The following is a 21246-nucleotide window of genomic DNA, read 5'->3' on the forward strand; positions in this document are numbered from 1 at the left end:
ATGACTAGTCTTTTAATTGAACTATACGATCGTCATACCATTGAAAAAAACGTCTACCAAGCTTTTGTCAGTGATTGTGGTGAGATTTTATACCTTTCTACTAGAAAAATTGCTGAGGAAGATAAGCTATCCTTGAAACATTTTCTAATGGAACAAGTTCCACACTTAAAACAAGTACATTTTCGACAATTCCACCTAGAAACTATCTGCCAGGAATTAGACGTATTTATCAATGATTTTGAGTCAGTGACCATCGATGTTTTTGGTGGAGATAATCTAATAGCAATAGTTCTATATCAGTATGGTTTGGAGAAAGGTATTCCCATTATTGCTATGGATGTTGAACAAGGAAAGCAGTATGCCTGGGAAAGGGGTAAGATTTATGATAAAAAGTTAGAGATTCCTAGTTTATCCATTGAACAATTGATAGCTTTACGTGGTGGAAAAGTCCTTAAATCAAGAAGGCCTCAGCATTCTAATAAGCAAGTGCTAGCTATTAAAAAATTGGCCAAATATGCTATCGAAAATCCTGAAAAATGGTATCAGATTACCCAATTCTTTGCACTGGCAAAAACAAGTGATTTTCACGCTGAAACAGCAAAAGTTTTGGAGAGTAATGGAAAAATTTATTCTTACCCTAGTAGCTTGATTCCTTTGTTCACAAAAGCTAATTTATTGAAAGTAGAAGAGGAAACAACGGATACTGTCACTTATACATTCCCAACACCAGAAGCACATCTGTTATGTCGAACAAAAGGGCATATTTTAGAATTGTATATCTATTTACTAGCCCTCGAGTCGGAGTATTTTGATGAATGTATGATTGGTACTGAAATTGACTGGAATGGGATTTTCCCTGAGGCTGACAATGTTCAAAATGAGATTGATGTTATTCTTCGTAAAGGTCACTCTGTAGTTTTCATTTCTTGTAAAATGACTGATCTAGCAGTTGAAGCTATTAACGAACTTGAAGTTTATGCCAATCATTTTGCAGGTGATAATTGTTTGAAAATGATTGTTTGCTCTGGAAAAATCAATCCTGTTTACAGTCATCGTTGTCAGGAATATGGTGTAATGGTGATAAAGCAGGATCAAATACAAAATCTTATTCCCATGTTACGGAAATATATGAAGAACAAACGTAAATGATACTAGATGTTATAGTGAAGAAGAGTCTGGGATAATAGTTCTAGAATCTCAATTGTCTTTGGATTGTCGAGCAAGACGCAGTGGTTGAGTGGGCTCTACTACGCTGATTTCATCAGCTTTTACAGCCCTACTCAACTGTGCGGAGGTGGGACGACGAAATCGAATTCTAACAAATTACTGATTTCTGTCCCACTCTCTTTTCTTATCCTTTTCGAATAAAGTAGAAAAGGGGGATATATGTTTCTAGCTAGAGATAAAAAAGGTCATTTAATTAACGCGTTAGAGAATGAAGTAAAGAAACAAGCTTATTATTGTCCAGCTTGCGGAACGAGTGTTCGCTTGAAAAAAGGAAAAAATGTAAGAACTCATTTTGCGCATGAAAGTTTAAAAAGTTGTGATTTTTATCATGAGAACGAAGGACCAGAACATTTGGAGAATAAGGTGGCACTTTTTAATTGGGCTAAGAAAGATACTGAAGTAGAAATGGAATATCCGATTCCTGAACTTAAGCAAATCGCAGATATCCTCATCAACAAGCAATTAGCACTGGAAGTTCAGTGTAGTCCCATTTCTTGCGAACTTTTACGGGAGAGAAGCAATGGTTATCGAAGTTTGGGAATTCAAGTTCTTTGGCTACTGGGAGAAAAGCTCTGGCTAAAAGAGCGACTAACTAAACTTCAAAGAGATTTTCTTTATTTTAGTCATAATATGGGATTTTATCTTTGGGAGTTAGACCATAAAAGACAAGTTTTGAGGCTCAAGTACCTCCTTCACCAAGATTTGAAAGGGAAACTCCATTATCAGCTCAAGGAATTTTCTTATGGCAAAGGAAATCTCCTAGAAATTTTACGCAGTCCCTACCAGCAGCAAGAGCTAACTGCTTTTTCTGTCGAACAGGACAAGAATATTTGTCATTACATTCAAAAACAACTCTATTATCAAAACCCCTATTGGATGAAACAACAAGCCCAAGCTTACTTAAGAGGAGAAAATCTTTTAAATCTAAAAAAACAGGACTGGTATCCCCAAGTAAGGCCGATAGAACATGGTCATTTTTGTCAGATAAGTCAAAATCTATATGATTATTACCGCAACTTTCAGGCTTATTATGAACTGAATCCACAAAATCAGCAACAAAAGCTCTATCCACCTGCCTTTTATCAGCATTATTTCTCGAAAAATATGGTAAAATAGAAAGGATGGAGGAAATTTATGGTATTACAACGAAATGAAATCAATGAAAAAGATACATGGGATCTATCAACGATCTTTGAAACAGACCAAAAATGGGAAGAAGAACTAGCTCTTCTAACTGAGGATACAAAACAAGCTGCTAGTCTTGAGGGACATCTCTTGGATAGTGCAGAGAGTCTTCTTGACATTACAGAGCGTTATCTAGAATTGAGTCGTCGTCTTGAAAAACTTTATGTTTATGCACATATGAAAAACGACCAAGATACACGAGTAGCTAAGTATCAAGAATACTATGCTAAAGCTATGGCTCTTTATAGTCAACTTGATCAAGTCTTTTCTTTTTATGAGCCAGAATTTATGGCTATCACAGAAGAGCAGTATCAAAACTTTCTAGCAGAAGAACCAAAACTCCAACCATATAAACACTTCTTTGATAAACTCTTGCAAAATAAGGATCATGTCCTTTCACAACGTGAAGAAGAGTTGTTGGCGGGTGCTGGTGAAATCTTCGGTGCTGCTAGTGAAACTTTTGCTATTTTAGATAATGCAGATATCGTCTTTCCATTTGTTAAAGATGAAGATGGAAATGAAGTACAGTTGTCACATGGCGTCTATATGCGCTTGGTAGAATCTAAGAACCGTGACGTTCGTCGTGGAGCATATGAAGCCCTATACTCTACCTATGAGCAATACCAGCACACTTACGCTAAAACACTACAGACCAATGTCAAAGTGCAAAACTATCGCGCTAAGGTTCGTAACTATAAGAGTGCGCGTGAAGCAGCTCTTGCGGCCAATTTTGTACCTGAAAGTGTTTATGACAACTTAGTGTCTGCTGTTCGTAAGCATTTGCCGTTATTGCATCGTTATCTAAATCTACGTTCGAAGATTTTAGGTATTCCAGATCTTAAGATGTACGATGTTTATACTCCCTTATCTTCAGTAGAATACAGCTTTACTTATGAGGAAGCATTGAAGAAGGCAGAGGAAGCTTTAGCAGTTCTTGGTGAAGATTACTTGAGTCGGGTGAAACGTGCCTTCAGCGAACGTTGGATTGATGTTTATGAGAATCAAGGGAAGCGATCAGGTGCCTATTCTGGTGGTTCATATGATACCAACGCCTTTATGCTTCTTAACTGGCAGGATAACCTCGATAATCTCTTTACTCTTGTACATGAGACAGGTCACAGTATGCATTCTAGCTATACTCGCGAAACCCAGCCTTATGTCTATGGAGATTACTCAATCTTCTTGGCCGAGATTGCGTCAACAACCAATGAAAACATCCTGACAGAAAAATTATTGCAAGAAGTTCAAGATGATGCAACACGCTTTGCGATTCTCAACAACTTCTTGGATGGTTTCCGTGGAACAGTATTCCGCCAAACTCAATTTGCAGAATTTGAACATGCTATCCACCAAGCCGATCAAAATGGTGAAGTCTTGACAAGCGAGTTCTTGAACAATCTCTATGCAGACTTGAACCAAGAATACTATGGCTTGAGCAAGGAAGACAACCCTCAAATCCAGTACGAGTGGGCTCGAATTCCTCATTTCTACTATAACTACTATGTATATCAATATTCAACTGGTTTTGCAGCAGCTTCAGCCTTGGCTGAAAAGATTGTTCACGGAAGTCAAGAGGATCGTGACCGTTATATTGATTACCTCAAGGCTGGGAAGTCAGACTATCCACTCAATATCATGCGTAAAGCTGGTGTTGATATGGAAAAAGAAGACTATCTCAACGATGCCTTTGCAGTCTTTGAACGTCGTTTGGATGAGTTTGAAGCCCTTGTTGAAAAATTAGGATTGGCATAAGATGGTTGAGTCATACAGTAAAAATGCTAACCATAACATGCGACGACCTGTTGTTAAGGATGAGATTGTGGAATTTATGCGCCACAGACAAAAGCAGGTGACTGGTTCTTTAAAAGAACTAGAAAACTTTGCTCGTAAGGAGAATATTCCTATCATTCCTCATGAAACAGTCGCTTACTTCCGTTTCCTGATGGAAACTATTCAACCAAAAAATATTTTAGAGATTGGGACGGCAATTGGTTTTTCTGCACTTTTGATGGCTCAACATGCCCCAAATGCAAAGATTACAACCATTGACCGGAATCCTGAAATGATTGGTTTTGCCAAGGAGAATTTCGCCAACTTTGATAATCGCCAACAAATCACTCTCTTGGAAGGCGATGCGGTAGATGTCTTGTCAACATTGACAGAGACCTATGATTTTGTTTTTATGGATTCTGCAAAATCTAAATATATTGTCTTTTTACCAGAAATCCTCAAACATCTTGAAGTTGGTGGAGTAGTTGTCTTGGATGATATTTTCCAAGGCGGAGACATTGCTAAGGATATTATGGAAGTCCGACGCGGGCAACGAACCATTTATCGTGGTTTGCAAAGACTATTTGACGCAACTCTAAACAATCCGGGATTAACAGCTAGTCTAGTTCCTCTTGGAGATGGAATCTTGATGCTAAGAAAGAATCAAGCAGAAATAGAACTGCCTGATGTTGATTAATTTCAGATATTTTTAAGACAATTTAGTAAAATAGATAAGGTAAACATTTATCTAGTGTATAAAAAGGAGTAAATATGAAGAAAAAATTATTGGCTGGTGCCATCACTTTGTTATCAGTAGCTACTTTGGCTGCTTGTTCAAATAGCTCTCAAGGAGCTGACCTCATCAGTATGAAGGGTGATGTCATTACTGAGCACCAATTTTATGAAGAAGTGAAAAACAACCCAACTGCTCAACAAATTTTGCTCAATATGACAATCCAAAAAGTTTTTGAAAAACAATATGGATCTGAAGTAAGTGACAAAGAAGTAGAAGATGCGGTAGCAGAAGAGCAAAAAAGATATGGTGATAGCTATCAAATCGTTCTTTCTCGTGCTGGTATGACAGCAGAAAGCCGTAAAGCTCAAATTCGTACAAGTAAACTAGTTGAATATGCTGTTAAGAAAGCCGCAGAAGCTGAATTGACAGATGAGAACTACAAAAAAGCTTACGATGAGTACACACCAGAAGTAACTGCTCAAGTGATTAAACTTGACAGTGAGGATAAGTCTAAAGAAGTACTTGCTAAAGCACAAGAATCTGGAGCTGACTTTGCACAATTGGCTAAGGATAATTCAACTGACGAAAAGACAAAAGCAAATGGTGGAGAAATCACATTCGACTCTGCATCAACAGAATTGCCAGACGTTGTTAAAAAAGCAGCCTTTGCCCTTAATGTTGATGGAATCTCAGATGTGATCACAGCTCCAGGTACACAAGCTTATTCAAACAGTTTCTATATTGTGAAATTGATCAAGAAAACAGAAAAATCTTCTAACTGGGAAGATTATAAAGAAAAATTGAAGACAGTTATTCTGACTCAAAAACAAAATGATGCTACTTTTGTTCAAGGTGTAATTAGTAAAGAGTTGCAGGCGGCAAATATCAAGGTTAAAGATCAAGCCTTCCAAAATATCTTTACTCAGTACATTCAAAGTGATACAACAACTCAAACGACAACTACATCAGCAGCAGCCGAAACAACAACAACTGCAACTGAAACGACAACAACATCTTCAAACTAAAGATGAAAACTCTATCTTTCTACTCTTGAAAGGTAGAGTTTTTTTGAATATAAGCCCAAAATATAAAAAAATGTTTGTGAATTCTAAAAGCTTAAATTCTAGGCTTTAACGGATAAGAGTTTTTTTCTAGTCTAAAAAGTGGTATAATAGCATGTAAAACTAGAATTAATAGAAAATTAAAAATTTAGTAGATGGTGAAATATGAAAATTAGTAAAAGGCACCTGTTGAATTACTCTATTTTAGTGCCCTATATTCTCTTATCCGTTCTGGGATTAATAGTGGTATATTCGACAACAAGTGCATCCTTGATTCAGGAGGGTAAGAGCGCCTTTCAATTAGTTCGAAATCAGGGCTTGTTTTGGATCGTTAGTTTGTTGCTTATTGCAGTAATCTATAAGCTGAAACTTGGTTTTCTTCGAAACGAACGTTTGTTATTTATCGTTATGTTTGCTGAGTTAGTGTTACTAGCTTTAGCTCGTTTGATTGGGATTCCCATCAATGGTGCATACGGTTGGATCAAAGTAGGACCTATTACTGTTCAGCCTGCGGAATACTTGAAAATTATCATCATTTGGTACTTGGCTCAACGTTTTTCAAAACAACAAGAAGAAATTGCCGTTTATGATTTCCAAGTTTTAACTCAAAACCAATGGTTTCCTAGAGCGTTTAACGATTGGCGATTTGTACTTTTAGTCATGATTGGTAGTTTGGCTATTTTCCCTGACCTTGGAAATGCTACAATTCTCTTTTTGGTAGCATTGTTGATGTACTCAATTAGTGGGATAGCTCACCGATGGTTTGCAACTATTCTTGGAGTATTGACCAGTTTATCCTTTGTTTCTCTAACAACCATTAAGCTTGTTGGTGTTGATAAGTTTTCTAAGATTCCAGTATTTGGATACGTAGCTAAACGATTCAGTGCTTTCTTTAATCCATTTGATGATGTCGCTGGTGCAGGACACCAGTTGGCAAATTCATACTATGCTATGGTAAATGGAGGATGGTTTGGACTAGGATTAGGAAACTCTATCGAAAAACGAGGCTATCTACCTGAGGCACACACGGACTTCGTTTTCTCTATTGTGATTGAAGAGTTTGGATTTGTTGGTGCCAGTCTTATTTTAGCTCTATTATTCTTCCTAATTCTTCGTATTATTTTAGTGGGGGTACGAGCAAAAGATCCGTTCAACTCTATGGTAGCAATCGGTATTGGTGGAATGATTTTAATTCAGGTATTTGTTAATATCGGAGGGATTTCAGGATTGATTCCTTCAACAGGTGTAACCTTCCCATTCCTTTCACAAGGGGGGAATAGTCTCCTGGTTCTATCAGTAGCTATCGCCTTTGTCTTAAATATCGATGCTAGTGAAAAACGTGCAAAACTATACAGCGAATATGAAGCACAACTCTAAGAAAATGTGACAAGGAGAAAAATATGTCTCTTCAAAAACTAGAAAATAACAGAAACAAAACTGTAGTCCAAGAAGAAGTTCAAATCTTGACAGACTTACTTGAAGATATCACGAAAAATATGCTTCCTGCTGAGACTTTTGACAAGATTATGCAGTTGAAGAAGCTATCATCAAATCTAGACTATCAAGGACTAGATAAGGTAGTGAGAAGTCTTTCAAATGATGAAATGGTCTACATCTCCAGATATTTCTCTATTTTACCACTTTTGATTAACATCTCCGAAGACGTAGACTTAGCTTATGAGATTAACCATCTAAACAATATTGATCAAGATTATCTTGGTAAATTGTCAACAACCATTGAAATGGTTGCTGAAAAAGAAAATGCGGCTGAAATTCTTGAACATCTGAACGTGGTGCCAGTATTAACAGCCCATCCAACTCAGGTTCAACGTAAGAGTATGCTGGACTTGACTAATCATATCCATACTCTCTTGCGTAAATACCGTGATGTGAGAATGGGGCTTATTAACAAAGAAAAATGGCATAATGATCTTCGTCGCTACATTGAGATTATCATGCAGACGGATATGATTCGTGAGAAGAAACTAAAAGTAACGAATGAAATCACAAACGTGATGGAATATTACAATAGTTCTTTCCTACAAGCTGTACCAAATCTAATGTTAGAATATAAGCGTCTTGCAAAAGAGCAGGGAATTGACCTAAAACAAGCAAAACCTATCACCATGGGAATGTGGATTGGTGGAGACCGTGATGGTAATCCATTTGTAACTGCCGAAACTCTCATGCGTTCAGCAACCATTCAAAGCGAAGTCATCTTCAACTACTATATCAGCAAGATTTCTAGTCTCTATCGTACTTTCTCTCTTTCTACTAATTTATCCAAGACAAGCAAGGCTGTTGAAGAAATGGCTGCGCAATCTAGTGATACATCTGTCTTCCGTGAAAAAGAACCTTACCGTCGTGCTTTTCACTTTATCCAATCTAAATTAATTCAAACGCTTTTGAATCTAAAAGAGTGGGCGGTTGTTGGTTCATCAGCAGATGAACGTCATCATGTTGAACGTCTTCTTGGCGCTCAAGGGCATCAGCAAGGAGAAATCACTGACTATATCAGCAATCGACTCTCGGGAGCCATTCAAGAATTAGCAGATGATCGTCCTCCTCACTACGAAACAGTTGAAGAGTTCAAGAAAGACCTTTATATTATTAAGGATTCATTACTTGAAAATAAGGCAGAAGCTTTGCTTACTGGAGAGTTTGCCGAGCTTTTGGAGGCTGTAGAAGTCTTTGGTTTCTTCTTGGCATCTATCGATATGCGCCAAGACTCAAGTGTTCATGAAGCCTGTGTTGCTGAATTGTTAGCATCTGCTGGAATTAACGATCATTATAGCAATCTTTCAGAAGATGAAAAATGTGAACTACTAATACATGAATTATTAGAAGACCCTCGAATCTTGTCAGCTACTCATGCTGAAAAGTCTGAACTTCTTGAAAAAGAATTAGCCATTTTCCAAACTGCACGTGAATTAAAAGATCGTTTGGGAGAAGACGTTATTCGTCAAACAATTATCTCTCATGCAACTAGTGTATCTGATATGCTGGAATTAGCCATTATGCTCAAAGAAGTCGGTCTGGTGGATGCTGAAAAAGCTCGTGTTCAAATCGTTCCTCTTTTTGAAACGATTGAGGACTTAGATCATTCTGAAGAAACAATGAGAAAGTATTTCTCTTTACCACTTGCTAAGAAGTGGATTGATTCTAGAGATAATTACCAGGAAATCATGCTTGGCTACTCTGATAGTAACAAAGATGGTGGATATCTCTCATCTTGTTGGACACTCTATAAGGCTCAAAAACAATTGACCGCTATTGGTGATGAATACGGAGTCAAAGTAACCTTCTTCCATGGTCGTGGTGGTACCGTTGGCCGTGGTGGTGGACCAACTTATGATGCCATTGCTTCTCAACCACTCAAATCAATCAAGGATCGAATCCGCTTGACTGAACAAGGTGAAGTTATCGGAAACAAATACGGAAACAAGGATGCAGCCTACTATAATCTTGAAATGTTGGTATCTGCGGCTATTAATCGTATGATTACACAGAAGAAGAGCGATACCAATACTTCAAACCGTTATGAAGAGATCATGGACCAAGTAGTAGAACGTAGTTATGATATTTACCGTGAACTCGTATTTGGAAATGAGCTTTTCTATGATTATTTCTTTGAATCTAGTCCAATCAAAGCTATTTCAAGTTTCAATATCGGTTCTCGTCCCGCAGCTCGTAAAACAATTACCGAAATCGGTGGTCTGCGCGCGATTCCTTGGGTTTTCTCATGGTCACAAAGTCGTGTCATGTTCCCAGGATGGTATGGTGTTGGTTCAAGTTTCAAGGAATTTATTGACCAAGATCCCAAAAATATTGAAACGCTTAGAGAAATGTATCAAAACTGGCCATTCTTCCAGTCTCTTCTTTCCAACGTGGATATGGTCTTGTCAAAATCAAACATGAATATTGCTTTCGAGTACGCAAAACTTTGCGAAAGCGAAGAAGTGCAAGCAATCTACTACACTATTCTTGATGAGTGGCAATTGACCAAGAACGTTATCTTGGCTATTGAAGGACATGACGAGCTTTTAGCAGAAAATACCTATTTGAAAGAGAGTCTGAACTATCGCATGCCGTATTTCAACATCCTTAACTATATTCAGTTGGAGTTGATCAAACGTCAACGTCGTGGCGAACTATCTCCTCATGAAGAAAAATTAATCCATACAACTATTAACGGAATCGCTACAGGACTACGTAATTCAGGTTAATTTTAAGATATTTTTTTATAAAAACCGTAAGAATTTTACATTTTTAAAAAAATAATTCATGAAAACCCTTGACAAGTTTTAGTAAAATGATATAATTTAAGCATTCAGAAAGTAATCATTGAATTTTTTTAGCGAGTCTGTGGTTGGTGAAAACAGATAATTGAAGATGACGAAAATTGGGCTGAATGTTATTAAGAATTTGAAATCATAAGAATTCGGTGTGCACACCTTACAGTGCGACTCGTGAAGCGAGATTGAGAGATAGGGGGATACCCTATAATTGAGGTGGCACCGCGCATCGACGTCCTCACACAAGTTTTTTGTGTGAGGACTTTTTCTATGGGGAGGATAAATGATGGAAATCAAACGATGGCGACGCTTGGTAAAGTTATATTGAAAGTATAAAGAACATTACTAAGTTTAAGTGAAATAAGGAGAAATAGATATGAATAAACGTTTAATTGGTATTATTGCAGCACTAGCACTTGTAGTTGGAGGAAGCTTGGTCTACTCTAACTTAACGAAACAAGATACTAAAACCGAGACAGCTAACAAAACTGCTAAAGTTGGTGTTCTACAGTTCGTCAGTCACCCATCGCTTGACTTGATTTACCAAGGTATCCAAGATGGACTTGCTGAAGAAGGCTATAAAGGTGATCAAGTTAAAATCGACTTTATGAATTCAGAAGGTGACCAAAGTAAGGTTGCCACAATGAGTAAACAATTGGTGTCAAATGGAAATGATGTTGTTGTCGGAATTGCGACACCTGCAGCTCAAGGTCTCGCAAGCGCAACAAAAGACCTTCCTGTTATCATGGCAGCTATTACAGACCCAGTTGGAGCTAACCTTGTACAAAACTTGGAAAAACCAGGTGGAAACATCACAGGGGTATCTGACCATAACCCTGCTGAACAACAGGTTGAATTGATTAAAACATTGACTCCTGATGTCAAGACAGTTGGAGCTCTTTACTCAAGTAGCGAAGATAACTCAAAATCACAAGTCGAAGAGTTCAAAGCTTACGCAGAAAAAGCTGGTTTGAAAGTCGAAACTTTCGCAGTTCCATCAACTAACGAAATTGCTTCAACAGTTAACGTTATGACTGGAAAAGTAGATGCAATCTGGGTTCCAATTGACAACACAATCGCATCTGCGTTCTCAACTGTAGTATCAAGCAACCAAACAGCTAAAAAACCAATCTACCCAAGTGCGACTGCCATGGTAGAAGCAGGTGGTTTGGCATCAGTCGTTGTGGACCAACACGATCTTGGTGTGGCTACTGGTAAGATGATCGCTAAAGTCTTGAAGGGTGAAAAACCAGCTGACACTCCAGTCAATGTCTTCTCAACTGGTAAATCAGTTATCAACAAGAAAGTTGCTCAAGAACTAGGAATTACTATTCCTGAATCAGTTCTAAAAGAAGCTGGACAAGTCATTGAATAAGAATGAAGGAGGAGTTGGAGACATCTCCTCCAATTTTTAGAATAAAGGAAATCAATCAAACATGCTTATATCTATTATTTCACAAGGATTCGTCTGGGCTATTCTGGGGTTGGGAATCTTTATGACCTTTAGAATTTTAAATTTCCCAGATATGACAACAGAGGGTTCCTTCCCACTAGGAGGAGCTGTAGCAGTAACTCTTATTACACAAGGGGTTAATCCTTTTCTTGCTACCTTGGTAGCTGTTGGGGCAGGTTGTCTTGCAGGTTTAGCAACAGGGCTTCTATATACAAAAGGAAAGATTCCAACACTCTTATCTGGAATTTTGGTCATGACTTCCTGTCATTCCATTATGCTCATGATTATGGGAAGGGCTAACCTTGGTCTCTTGGGAACTAAACAAATCCAGGATGTTCTTCCATTTTCAACTGAAGTTAATCAATTGTTTACAGGTTTGATTTTTGTGACTTTGGTTATTTTAGTCATGCTTTTCTTCTTAGATACTAAATTAGGACAAGCTTATATCGCGACAGGAGATAATCCGGATATGGCCCGTAGTTTTGGTATCAATACTGGACGTATGGAGCTTATGGGTTTGGTCTTATCAAATGGTGTCATAGCTCTTGCAGGAGCTCTTATCGCTCAACAAGAAGGTTATGCGGATGTTTCTCGAGGAATTGGGGTTATTGTTGTTGGTCTTGCTAGCTTGATCATCGGTGAAGTACTCTTTAAGAGTCTTACTCTAGCAGAACGATTGGTTACCATTGTTGTTGGTTCTATTAGCTACCAATTCTTAGTATGGGGAGTTATTGCTCTTGGCTTTAATACTAGCTATCTCCGTCTATACAGTGCTCTTATCCTAGCAACTTGTCTAGTTATTCCAACCCTTAAGGATAAATACTTGAAAGGAGTCAAGTTAAGCAAATGACAGCAATTGTAGAATTAAAAAATGCCACAAAAATTGTGAAAAATGGCTTTGACGAAGAGAAGATTATCCTCAACGATGTTTCGCTTGATATTTATGAACATGACTTCATCACAATCTTGGGTGGAAATGGAGCAGGGAAATCAACCCTCTTTAATAGCATTGCAGGAACTTTACCTTTAACCAGTGGTAGTATTCGCATCATGGGAGAGGATGTGACTCATTTCAGCCCTGAAAAACGGGCCAAGTACCTTTCTCGTGTCTTTCAAGATCCAAAGATGGGAACAGCTCCACGTATGACCGTCGCAGAAAACCTTTTGATTGCCAAGTTTCGTGGAGAAAAACGCGGTTTATTTCCAAGAAGACTCTCAGCCTACAAGGAAGCATTTCAAGCAACCATTGAGAAGGTTGGAAATGGCCTAGAGAAACACTTGGATACACCGATTGAATTCTTGTCAGGTGGACAAAGACAGGCCTTGAGCCTCTTGATGGCAACCTTGAAACGTCCTGAACTCCTTTTGTTGGATGAACATACGGCAGCCCTTGACCCTAAAACAAGTGTGGCCTTGATGGAATTGACAGATGACTTTGTCAACAAGGATCATCTGACAGCATTGATGATTACCCACCATATGGAAGATGCTCTCAAGTATGGAAATCGTCTCATTGTTATGAAGGAAGGACGAATCATCCAAGATTTGAACAAGGATGAAAAAGCCAAGATGAAGATTTCAGATTACTATAAACTGTTTGAATAAGATCACTCATTTACAAAAAACTTAGGGATAAAATTTTACCTCTAAGTTTTTTGTTGAAGCAAATAGAGATTTTTTTATTTATATATTTTTTTCAATTTTAAGTAAATGTGTAATTTCCTAAAATTTTACTTTCGAAAATGCCTATTTTCTATGAAATAAAAGCATGTAAAAGGTATGAAATGGTTTACTTTTTTTCAGAAATAAAGTATACTATATAAAGTAAACTGTGATAAAATGGAGGTATTGTCTATGGTTGACAAGAGAGTCATCGAAGAAATCAAAAACAATACCAATATTGTCGAAATCATAGGAGAAGTGATTTCTTTACAAAAATCTGGACGGAACTTTTTGGGGCTCTGTCCTTTTCATGGTGAAAAGACCCCTTCCTTTAACGTGGTCGAAGATAAGCAATTTTACCACTGTTTTGGTTGTGGTCGTTCCGGAGACGTCTTTAAGTTTATAGAAGAGTATCAACAAGTAACTTTTGCGGATGCGGTAAGGATGTTGGGCGAACGTCTCGGAATGCACCTTGAAGCTCCTGCACATAACCCTGTCCCACACACGTCACCCCATCAAAATCTCTACGATATGCATGACAAGGCTGCACGCTTTTATCATGCAATCCTAATGACGACTAAAATGGGTGAGGAGGCGAGAAACTATCTCTATAAACGTGGCTTGACTGATGATGTCATTAAACACTTTATGATTGGTCTAGCTCCAGCAGAACGCTCTTATCTTTATCAGCGTTTAGCAGATGATTATAGTGAGAAGGACTTGCTGGATTCAGGTTTATTTTATCTATCTGAAAGTAACCAATTTTTTGATACTTTCCATAACCGAATTATATTTCCACTCTCAAACGACCAAGGAAAGGTGATTGCTTTCTCTGGACGGATTTGGCAAGAGACAGATTCTCAAACTGCCAAGTATAAAAATAGTCGAGCGACGGCGATTTTTAACAAGAGTTACGAATTATATCATTTGGATAGGGTAAAAAAAGGCTCAGGTAAAGCTCCTGAAATTTATCTGATGGAAGGTTTTATGGATGTTATTGCAGCCTACCGTGCTGGTATTGAAAATGCAGTAGCTTCCATGGGAACGGCCTTGACTGCTGAACACGTCGAACATCTCAAACGCTTTACAAAAAAAGTGATTATCACTTATGACGGTGATAAGGCAGGACAAGCTGCAACTGCTAAAGCTTTGGACGAGCTTAAAGATCTACCTGTACAAGTAGTCCAGATTCCTGATGCAATGGATCCTGATGAGTATTTACAAAAGAATTCACCAGAGGATTTGGCTTATCTTTTATCCAATACTCGAATCAGTCCGATTGAGTTTTATATCCATCATTACAAACCTAGTAATAGTGAAAATCTCCAAGCACAGATTGAGTTCATTGAGAAAATTGCACCTCTTATCGTCAAAGAACCTTCTATCACAGCCCAGAACACCTATATTCATTTGTTGACGGATCATTTACCATCTTTTGATTATCAACAAGTTGAGCACATTATCAACGAAAGTCGTGTCAGACAAAGACAAGAAAAAGTGAAGCAGGTTGTTAATCCGACACCAATTACTATGTCGGTTTCTAAACAATTGACGGCAGTCATGAGAGCTGAAGCACATATTCTTTATCGTATGATGGAGCACCCCCTTGTTTTGAATGATTATCGTTTGAGAGATGATTTTGTATTTGAAACTCCAGAGTTTCAGACCTTGTATGGACTCTTGATTGATAATGGTTCGATTTCTTCTGAAGACTTGGCAAATCAGACTAGAGAAGTGGAAAATGCTTGGTACCAGGTGTTAGCTTTGGATCTACCTTCTGAGATGTCTCCAGAAGAACTAAAGGAAGTGGAGGAGTCTCGTAATCGTGCTCTTTTGAATCAACAAAACTTGCAAATTAAAAAGAAAGTTCAGGAAGCTAGTCATGTAGGCGACACAGATACTGCTTTAGAAGAGCTTGAACGCTTAATTGCCCAAAAAAGAAGAATGGAGTAAGAATGGCAAAAAAACAAAAAGAAGTAACAACTTTTGATGTCCAAGTTGCAGAATTTATTCGTAACCATAAAAAAACTGGTACTGCGACAGATGATGAAATTAACAATGTCCTTGTAATTCCTTTTGCTCTTGATGTAGAAGGCATTGAGAACCTTTTGCAACGGATTCAAGATGCAGGTATTGCAATCACTGATAACGAAGGAAATCCGAGTGAACGTGTCTTAAGTACAGAGGAAGAACCAGAACTTAACGATGAAGACTTAATTGGTTCAACATCTGCCAAAGTGAATGACCCTGTACGCATGTACTTGAAGGAAATTGGTGTCGTACCTCTTCTTACTAACGAAGAAGAAAAAGAATTAGCTCTTGCTGTTGAAGCAGGAGATGTTGAGGCGAAACAACGTCTAGCAGAGGCTAACCTTCGTTTGGTAGTTTCTATCGCGAAACGCTATGTTGGACGCGGTATGCAATTCCTAGATTTGATCCAAGAAGGAAATATGGGATTGATGAAGGCAGTTGATAAGTTTGACTACTCTAAAGGATTCAAATTCTCAACTTATGCAACTTGGTGGATTCGTCAGGCCATTACGCGTGCCATTGCTGACCAAGCTCGTACCATTCGTATTCCAGTTCACATGGTTGAAACAATCAACAAACTTGTTCGTGAGCAGCGTAACCTTCTTCAAGAGTTGGGACAAGATCCTACTCCTGAACAAATTGCTGAACGTATGGATATGACTCCTGACAAGGTTCGTGAAATTTTAAAGATTGCGCAAGAACCAGTTTCTCTTGAAACACCTATTGGTGAAGAGGACGATAGCCACCTTGGTGACTTTATCGAAGATGAAGTGATTGAAAATCCGGTTGACTATACAACTCGTATCGTCTTGCGTGAGCAGTTGGATGAAGTTCTTGACACCTTGACTGACCGTGAAGAAAATGTTTTGCGTCTTCGTTTCGGTCTTGATGATGGTAAAATGCGTACTCTAGAGGATGTTGGTAAAGTCTTTAACGTTACTCGTGAGCGTATTCGTCAGATCGAGGCGAAAGCTTTGAGAAAACTTCGTCAACCAAGCCGAAGCAAACCGCTTCGTGACTTTATCGAAGATTAAGATTGGAGGATTGAACATGGCTTACACAGAAGAGCAAATTGAAACGATCAAAACGAAAATCTTATCTGCATTAGAAGAAGTAATAGACCCAGAATTAGGAATCGATATCGTCAACCTAGGTCTGATTTATGAGATTCGATTTGATGGCGATACTGGTGAGACTGAGATTGATATGACTTTGACAACTATGGGTTGTCCCTTAGCAGATCTCTTGACCGATCAAATTTATGATGCTATGACAGATGTACCAGAGGTTACTAACGTTGAAGTGAAATTAGTTTGGTATCCAGCTTGGACTGTTGAAAAAATGAGTCGCTATGCACGTATCGCTTTAGGTATTAAATAGAATGATATAAAAAAAGAAATAGTATAAGTGTTAGGAAATTCCCTAGCTTTTATGCTATCTCTTTTTTAATTTGCTGATTTTCTTTCAATAAAATGATATAATGGATAGTATGGAAAAAGAGAAATTACGCATCAACATGCTAAGTTCGAGTGAAAAGGTAGCAGGACAAGGTGTTTCTGGAGCTTACCGTGAACTTGTGCAACTTTTGAAACGTGATGCGAAAGACCAACTAATTGTAACGGAGAATCTTCCTGTAGAAGCTGATGTTACTCATTTTCATACAATCGACCTTCCCTATTATCTTTCAACTTTTCAAAAGAAGCGTTCAGGTCGTAGGATTGGTTATGTTCACTTCTTACCTGATACCTTAGAGGGCAGTTTGAAAATTCCGTTCTTCTTAAAAGGGATTGTTAAACGCTATGTGTTTTCTTTTTATGACCGTATGGAACACTTGGTTGTGGTTAATCCTACTTTTATCGAAGACTTGGTTGCAGCTGGTATTCCTCGTGAAAAGGTGACATATATTCCTAACTTTGTTAACAAAGAAAAATGGCACCCACTTTCTGCAGAAAAAGTAAGTCAACTTCGACAAGATATGGGGTTGAGTGAAAATCAATTTGTAGTAGTAGGAGCTGGGCAGGTTCAGAAGCGTAAGGGAATCGATGATTTCATTACTCTTGCTGAGGAGCTATCGGACATCACCTTTATTTGGGCGGGAGGCTTCTCATTTGGTGGGATTACAGATGGTTATGAACGTTATAAAAAAATCATGGATAATCCTCCAGAGAATCTGATTTTCCCTGGAATTGTTGAGCCAGAAAGGATGAAAGAACTGTATGCTTTGGCAGATTTGTTCTTACTTCCTAGCTATAATGAGCTCTTTCCGATGACTATTCTAGAAGCTGCGAGTTGTGAAGCTCCCATTATGCTTCGGGACTTAGATCTTTATAAGGTGATTCTAGAAGGCAATTACAGACCAACCACCGATGTGGAAGAGATGAAACAAGCTATTATGGAATATAGAGAGCATCCAGAAGCTTTGAAAGAGTTAAAAGAAAAGGCCAAGGCTATTTCAAGAGAATACTCAGAGGAGCATCTCCTTGAAATATGGCTAAAATTCTATCGGGAGCAAGCGGCTTTAGGAAAAAAATGAGGTAGTATATGCGAATTGGATTATTTACAGATACTTATTTCCCACAGGTTTCGGGTGTTGCAACCAGTATTCGAACCTTAAAAACAGAGCTTGAAAAGCAAGGGCATGCAGTCTTTATCTTTACGACAACCGATAAGGATGTCAATCGTTATGAAGACTGGCAGATTATTCGTATCCCTAGTGTTCCTTTCTTTGCCTTTAAAGACCGTCGTTTCGCTTACCGTGGATTTACGAAAGCTCTTGAGATTGCTAAACAATACAAACTCGATATTATTCATACCCAAACTGAGTTTTCTCTTGGTTTATTGGGAATTTGGATTGCTCGAGAATTGAAAATTCCAGTCATTCATACCTATCATACCCAGTACGAAGATTATGTCCACTACATTGCTAAGGGCTTGTTGATTCGTCCAGGTATGGTCAAGTATCTTGTGAGAGGGTTTCTTCATGACGTTGATGGAGTCATTTGTCCGAGTGAAATTGTACGCGATCTTTTATCTGACTATAAGGTAAAAGTTGAAAAGCGTGTTATTCCTACTGGAATTGAACTTGCCAAATTTGAACGCCCTGAGATTGGTCCTGAACACATTAGTGATTTAAGGGATAAACTAGGGATCCAACAAGACGAAAAGATGCTTCTAAGTCTTTCTCGAGTTTCTTACGAGAAGAATATTCATGCAGTTCTTAAAGCTTTACCAGATGTCCTAAAAGAAGAACCAAATGTTAAACTGGTTGTAGCTGGAGATGGACCTTATTTAGACAATCTTAAGGAGCAAGCAGAAGATTTAAAAATTAAAGATTCTGTTATCTTTACAGGTATGATTCCGCCAAATGAGACGGCACTCTATTATAAGGCAGCTGATTTCTTCATATCGGCTTCTACGAGTGAGACTCAGGGATTGACTTATCTGGAAAGTTTAGCTAGTAAGACACCTGTTATTGCCCATGGTAATCCATATTTGGATAATCTCATCAATGATAAAATGTTCGGAACTCTTTATTATGAGGAAAGAGACTTGGCAGGAGCTATTCTTGAGGCTTTACTTGCTACACCGTCAATGGATGAAAAACACTTGGCTGAAAAATTATATGAAATTTCTGCTGAGAATTTTGGTAGAAGAGTCCATGAATTTTATCTAGACGTCATTATTTCAAATAATTTTGCCAAAGAAACAGGGGTTGACGAACCGGTTACAAAACGTATTTTAAAGACAGTCTTCTATATTCCGCAACAGGCTGTTACTATGCCAGTTAAAGGTTCGAAGCGAATGCTTAAGGCATCTAGAAAACAATTAAGAAATTTAAGAAAATACTTGAATGATTAAATTCTTTCGATGAAAGGAAAAAACGATGAAAAAGAAATTGATGAGAAGTGGTAGAGATCAAAAACTTGGTGGAGTCTGCGCAGGAGTAGCACATTATTTTGATATTGACCCTACAATTGTTCGTGTTATTTGGGGAGTTTTAGCTTTCTGTTATGGCGCAGGACTTATTGCTTACTTGATCTTGTGGGCAATCGCTCCTGTATCAAATGAATTTTAAAAATAGAGTATTAGAGTAAAGGAGAAAACATGGCATTCGGTGATAATGGTAAACGTAAAAAAACCTTCTTTGAAAAACTAACAATGTTTGTCGTTTTAGTGATGTTATTTGTAACATTGGCAGGTATCTTTGCTACTGCCATTGGTGTATTTAGCAGATTCTAAAAAGCTAGTCATTCTATTGATTAGTAATGAGTTAGGTGACTGGGATTTCCCAGCCCTTTTTAAAGTGAGAAAAGAATATGAGTATGTTTTTAGATACAGCCAAGATTAAGGTCAAGGCTGGAAATGGCGGCGATGGCATGGTTGCTTTTCGCCGAGAAAAATATGTCCCTAATGGAGGACCATGGGGTGGTGACGGTGGCCGTGGTGGTAACGTTGTTTTCGTTGTAGACGAAGGTTTACGTACCCTTATGGATTTCCGTTACAATCGTCATTTCAAAGCCCAGTCAGGTGAAAAAGGAATGACAAAAGGAATGCATGGTAGAGGAGCAGAAGACTTGATTGTTCGTGTGCCTCAAGGAACAACTGTGCGTGATGCTGAGACTGGGAAAGTTCTCACTGATTTGATAGAGAACGGACAAGAGTTCATCGTGGCTCACGGTGGTCGTGGTGGTCGCGGAAATATCCGTTTTGCAACTCCTAAAAATCCTGCGCCAGAAATCTCAGAAAACGGAGAACCTGGTCAAGAACGTGAATTACAGTTAGAACTTAAAATCCTTGCGGATGTTGGTTTAGTTGGTTTCCCATCTGTAGGTAAATCAACACTTCTTAGCGTGATTACCTCTGCTAAGCCAAAAATTGGTGCCTACCACTTTACGACAATTGTTCCAAATCTTGGAATGGTTCGTACCCAGTCCGGTGAATCCTTTGCCGTTGCAGACCTTCCTGGATTGATTGAAGGTGCTAGCCAAGGTGTTGGCTTAGGGACCCAGTTCCTTCGCCATATCGAGCGTACTCGCGTTATTCTTCATATCATTGACATGTCAGCTAGTGAAGGACGTGATCCCTATGAGGACTATTTAGCAATCAATAAGGAACTTGAATCTTATAACCTTCGTCTTATGGAGCGTCCACAGATTATTGTTGCCAATAAAATGGATATGCCTGAGAGTCAAGAAAACCTTGAAGAGTTCAAGAAAAAATTGGTTGCTAATTATGATGAGTTTGAGGAGTTACCGCCAATCTTCCCAATTTCAGGTTTGACTAAGCAAGGACTTGCACCGCTATTAGATGCAACGGCTGAGCTTCTTGATAAAACGCCAGAATTCCTTCTTTATGATGAGTCAGAGATGGAAGAAGAAGTATACTATGGCTTTGATGAGGAAGAAAAACCATTTGAGATTGGCCGTGATGACGATGCAACTTGGGTTCTTTCAGGTGAAAAACTCATGAAACTCTTTAATATGACTAACTTTGACCGTGATGAGTCTGTCATGAAATTTGCGCGTCAGTTGCGTGGTATGGGAGTTGATGAAGCTCTTCGTGCTCGTGGAGCTAAGGACGGCGACCTTGTCCGTATTGGAAAATTTGAGTTTGAATTTGTAGACTAGGAGATAGCTATGGGTGATAAACCAATATCTTTCCGAGATGCTGATGGAAATTTTGTTTCTGCTGCAGACGTCTGGAATGAAAAGAAATTAGAAGAACTTTTTGATCGCCTCAATCCCAATCGTTCATTGAGACTTGCGAGAATGAAGAAAAAAGCCGAAGAAAAAAAATAAGAACAAAAGAACCCGTGATATTTGTATC

The 21246-nt window shown here is 38.4% G+C and carries 19 protein-coding genes and 1 other annotated feature; all 19 genes read left to right on the top strand.

What is annotated here, in order from left to right; genetic code table 11:
* The 19 genes from ACXYSM_RS03020 to ACXYSM_RS03110 all read left to right on the top strand — a co-directional run bounded on the left by ACXYSM_RS03020 (position 1) and on the right by ACXYSM_RS03110 (position 21218).
* The gene (locus ACXYSM_RS03020; protein ID WP_458634312.1) at positions 1 to 1149 is read left to right on the top strand and encodes a PDDEXK family nuclease; all 1149 of its coding nucleotides are present in this window, start codon (positions 1 to 3) and stop codon (positions 1147 to 1149) included.
* A 237-nt stretch (positions 1150 to 1386) separates the two neighbouring features.
* Positions 1387 to 2343, top strand: coding sequence for a competence protein CoiA (locus tag ACXYSM_RS03025; RefSeq protein ID WP_458634313.1), 957 nt, complete (start codon positions 1387 to 1389; stop codon positions 2341 to 2343).
* Positions 2344 to 2361: 18 nt separating this feature from the next.
* Positions 2362 to 4164, top strand: a complete 1803-nt coding sequence (gene pepF, locus ACXYSM_RS03030) for an oligoendopeptidase F (RefSeq protein WP_458634314.1) — start codon at positions 2362 to 2364, stop codon at positions 4162 to 4164.
* A gap of 1 nt (position 4165) precedes the next feature.
* A complete protein-coding gene (locus ACXYSM_RS03035) occupies positions 4166 to 4879 on the top strand; it encodes an O-methyltransferase (protein WP_458634315.1) in 714 nt (237 codons plus the stop codon).
* A 74-nt stretch (positions 4880 to 4953) separates the two neighbouring features.
* Positions 4954 to 5943 (top strand): peptidylprolyl isomerase PrsA, encoded by a 990-nt coding sequence (prsA, locus tag ACXYSM_RS03040; protein ID WP_458634316.1) that lies wholly within the window; start codon positions 4954 to 4956, stop codon positions 5941 to 5943.
* A 201-nt stretch (positions 5944 to 6144) separates the two neighbouring features.
* Positions 6145 to 7356 (top strand): cell division peptidoglycan polymerase FtsW, encoded by a 1212-nt coding sequence (gene ftsW / locus ACXYSM_RS03045; protein WP_016465935.1) that lies wholly within the window; start codon positions 6145 to 6147, stop codon positions 7354 to 7356.
* Between the two features lie 23 nt (positions 7357 to 7379).
* Positions 7380 to 10205: a phosphoenolpyruvate carboxylase gene (gene ppc / locus ACXYSM_RS03050; protein WP_458634317.1), complete on the top strand. Its 2826-nt coding sequence runs from the start codon at positions 7380 to 7382 to the stop codon at positions 10203 to 10205.
* Between the two features lie 96 nt (positions 10206 to 10301).
* Positions 10302 to 10517: a binding site (T-box leader), on the top strand.
* A 133-nt stretch (positions 10518 to 10650) separates the two neighbouring features.
* The gene (gene trpX, locus ACXYSM_RS03055; protein WP_195184166.1) at positions 10651 to 11649 is read left to right on the top strand and encodes a tryptophan ABC transporter substrate-binding protein; all 999 of its coding nucleotides are present in this window, start codon (positions 10651 to 10653) and stop codon (positions 11647 to 11649) included.
* Positions 11650 to 11710: 61 nt separating this feature from the next.
* Positions 11711 to 12577: an ABC transporter permease gene (locus tag ACXYSM_RS03060; RefSeq protein WP_458634318.1), complete on the top strand. Its 867-nt coding sequence runs from the start codon at positions 11711 to 11713 to the stop codon at positions 12575 to 12577.
* Positions 12574 to 13332 (top strand): ABC transporter ATP-binding protein, encoded by a 759-nt coding sequence (locus ACXYSM_RS03065; protein WP_458634319.1) that lies wholly within the window; start codon positions 12574 to 12576, stop codon positions 13330 to 13332. The genes ACXYSM_RS03060 and ACXYSM_RS03065 overlap by 4 nt, the downstream gene beginning before the upstream one ends.
* 249 nt (positions 13333 to 13581) lie before the next feature.
* Positions 13582 to 15342 (top strand): DNA primase, encoded by a 1761-nt coding sequence (gene dnaG / locus ACXYSM_RS03070; RefSeq protein ID WP_414286717.1) that lies wholly within the window; start codon positions 13582 to 13584, stop codon positions 15340 to 15342.
* A gap of 2 nt (positions 15343 to 15344) precedes the next feature.
* Positions 15345 to 16454 (top strand): RNA polymerase sigma factor RpoD, encoded by a 1110-nt coding sequence (gene rpoD, locus ACXYSM_RS03075; protein ID WP_458634320.1) that lies wholly within the window; start codon positions 15345 to 15347, stop codon positions 16452 to 16454.
* Positions 16455 to 16470: 16 nt separating this feature from the next.
* Complete coding sequence (locus ACXYSM_RS03080) at positions 16471 to 16800, top strand: metal-sulfur cluster assembly factor (RefSeq protein WP_458634321.1); 330 nt, start codon at positions 16471 to 16473, stop codon at positions 16798 to 16800.
* 109 nt (positions 16801 to 16909) lie between these two features.
* Positions 16910 to 17953 carry a glycosyltransferase family 4 protein gene (locus ACXYSM_RS03085; protein WP_458634322.1) on the top strand — a complete coding sequence of 348 codons (1044 nt, stop codon included), beginning with the start codon at positions 16910 to 16912 and terminating at the stop codon, positions 17951 to 17953.
* An 8-nt stretch (positions 17954 to 17961) separates the two neighbouring features.
* Positions 17962 to 19278: a glycosyltransferase family 4 protein gene (locus ACXYSM_RS03090; protein WP_458634323.1), complete on the top strand. Its 1317-nt coding sequence runs from the start codon at positions 17962 to 17964 to the stop codon at positions 19276 to 19278.
* 25 nt (positions 19279 to 19303) lie between these two features.
* Complete coding sequence (locus ACXYSM_RS03095) at positions 19304 to 19495, top strand: PspC domain-containing protein (protein ID WP_458634324.1); 192 nt, start codon at positions 19304 to 19306, stop codon at positions 19493 to 19495.
* Between the two features lie 29 nt (positions 19496 to 19524).
* Positions 19525 to 19659 carry a DUF4044 domain-containing protein gene (locus tag ACXYSM_RS03100; protein WP_045615867.1) on the top strand — a complete coding sequence of 45 codons (135 nt, stop codon included), beginning with the start codon at positions 19525 to 19527 and terminating at the stop codon, positions 19657 to 19659.
* 77 nt (positions 19660 to 19736) lie between these two features.
* Positions 19737 to 21047: a GTPase ObgE gene (gene obgE / locus ACXYSM_RS03105; protein WP_458634325.1), complete on the top strand. Its 1311-nt coding sequence runs from the start codon at positions 19737 to 19739 to the stop codon at positions 21045 to 21047.
* A gap of 9 nt (positions 21048 to 21056) precedes the next feature.
* On the top strand, positions 21057 to 21218 hold the full coding sequence (locus ACXYSM_RS03110; protein WP_458634326.1) for a hypothetical protein: 162 nt from the start codon (positions 21057 to 21059) through the stop codon (positions 21216 to 21218).
* Positions 21219 to 21246 lie beyond the last annotated feature (28 nt).

It is taken from the genome of Streptococcus sp. V940, from assembly GCF_054353495.1.